At 49.8% G+C, this 2,313-nt stretch carries 2 protein-coding genes; both read right to left on the bottom strand.

Annotated features, from left to right (window positions below; translation table 11 throughout):
• Window positions 1-1,781 (bottom strand): PTS sugar transporter subunit IIABC (locus GSO_RS15215; RefSeq protein ID WP_010493854.1); only part of this gene is annotated, 1,781 nt, incomplete at its 3' end.
• A gap of 13 nt (window positions 1,782-1,794) precedes the next feature.
• A partial coding sequence (locus tag GSO_RS15210; protein ID WP_029345630.1) for an alpha-amylase family glycosyl hydrolase occupies window positions 1,795-2,313 on the bottom strand: 519 nt, incomplete at its 5' end.

The following is a 2,313-nucleotide window of genomic DNA, read 5'->3' as shown; positions in this document are numbered from 1 at the left end:
CCATTGACAACGCCACCGATTGCGGCACCGATACTAGCAAAGACAAAGACCCGGCCATACTTCAAGTTAACACCATACATCGCAGGTTCGGTGATGCCGCAGCATGCGCTGATGAACGCGGAAATAGACAAACCTTTCAGTGCTGGGTTGTGCTTAGTCTTAACCCAGACAGCCAACGCGCCGGCACCTTGGGCAATCATGGAAATGGAGACGATGCCGTTAAGCACGGACTCTGGGTGTGCCGAAGACAATTGTGCGGTAATAACCGGGATAACCGCCCAGTGCAATCCGAAGATAACCAGAACCTGATACAGACCGGCAATAATGGCGTCGGAAATCATTGGCGTCAAGCTGAGCAATGCCTGAATCCCGGATGTGATCGCACCAGACAGCACCGTGATCAGTGGCCCGACAACCAAGACAACCGTCATGCCGACTAAGAAGATTTCAACCAGCGGCGTGAAAATCATCCGCAGAACCAGTGGCATCCAGCTCTTGATCCACGGTTCAAGCTTGGCTGCCATCCATGCCGCAAAAATCATCGGGAAAATCGAATACGTGTAATTCGCAATGTGGACCGGTAAGCCGAAGAAACTGGCATTGACACCCATGCCCAGTAACGTACCACTAACTTTACCAGCCGTTGCAATCTTAGCAATTGATGGATAAATCAGGAACGCACCGATAATGCCAACGATAACCGGATCGGAGCCGAGTTTTTGCGCGGCCGTGAAACCAACGATCACAGGCAGGAAGTAAAAAGCTGCATCGCCCATCGCATTAATAATCACGTATGTCGGATCCGTTGTTGAAAGATGGAACCAGGTGGTCATAATGTTGAGAACACCTTTGAGCATCCCACTGGCGGCCAACAGTCCGATAACCGGAATCATGGATCCGGTTATCGTCCCGATCAACGCTTGGGTCCAACGTTTGATTGTACCCCAGAAGCTGGTATCTTTAGCCTCTGCTTGGGTTTCTTTAATGGCTTCCGCAGTACCTTCAGCATTAGAGTAGCCGGGGCCTAACTGTTTAATGACTTCATCATAAACGTCAGTGACGGCTTGCCCAATGACCACTTGATACTGGCCGTTTGCTCGGGCAACATCAATGACGCCCGGAATGTTGCGCACTGTGTCATCGTCCGGCTTTTGTTCATCTTTCAGATAAAACCGCAACCGGGTGATACAGTGAATCAAACTATTGACGTTCTGCGCCCCGCCGACATCAGCAATAATCTGGCGGGCAGTCGCCGCATACTTGCTTTCCTTCTTATTTGGCGTCGCCGCGGTTGTTGATGTAGCCGCAGCTGCCTTAGGTGTCATCACGGCAACTTCTTCACCAACCTTAACTTCGCCCGGGGTGACATCAAGATGATCAACCACGTCATTGGTATTGGTAATCGCAACAATGACCGTGGTCTTTTTGCCGGCTTTCTTGATCGCATCCAAATCCATGGAGCCAATCACGTCCCCAGCTTTGACTTTGGCATCCATTGCCGTATCGATTTCAAACGGTGCGCCTTTCAACTCAACCGTATCAATGCCCAAGTGAATCAACAACTCGGCGCCGTCATCGGCTTTAATCCCGATTGCATGCTTGGTATCGGCAATCATCATGATGCGTCCGTCAACCGGCGCAGCAATCTGACCATCTGATGGTTCAATGCCAAAGCCATCACCCATCATTTTCTGTGAAAAGACCGGATCGGAGACGTCTGTAATCGCCATGGCAAGCCCTGAAACAGGCGCCAAAATGTGTAGCTTCTTTTCATCAGCCATTTTTGGTTCCTCCTTAATTCTCTTCCGATGTCAACAATGCGATCGTCGCATACGGCGGCAATGTCATCGTTGCAGTTGGTATTAATCCTGATTCGTTGGTAATAAGCACTTTTGCGGATTGGAATCGATTTGGCAGCGGTACTGTGATCGTCTTGTCACTGAAGTTATTCAGGACCAACAAATGATCCTCACCAGCAACCCGTTCGTACGCATACAAGCGGTCGATATCGGTTCCAAACGGTTCATAACTCCCGTCACTGATCACGTCATATTGTTTTCGCAACGCAATCAGCTTTTGATAAAATTGGAAAATTTCGCCATGCGCTAACTCATCTTTGACGTTGATTTCTTTTTGATTCGTCGGCCGCAACCAAGGCGTGCCGGTGGTAAAACCGGCATTTGCCGAATCATCCCACTGCATTGGCGTCCGACTATTGTCGCGGGCTTTCGCCAAAATGATGGCGAAAGCCGCTTTTTCCGACTTACCTTCCTTGAGCAAAGCCTTGTAAGCATTCTTGGCTTCGATATCCAC

The sequence above is a fragment of the Lacticaseibacillus zeae DSM 20178 = KCTC 3804 genome (assembly GCF_000260435.1).
Classification (GTDB): Bacteria; Bacillota; Bacilli; order Lactobacillales; family Lactobacillaceae; genus Lacticaseibacillus; species Lacticaseibacillus zeae.
This window is presented reverse-complemented; position numbering and strand designations above follow the sequence as displayed.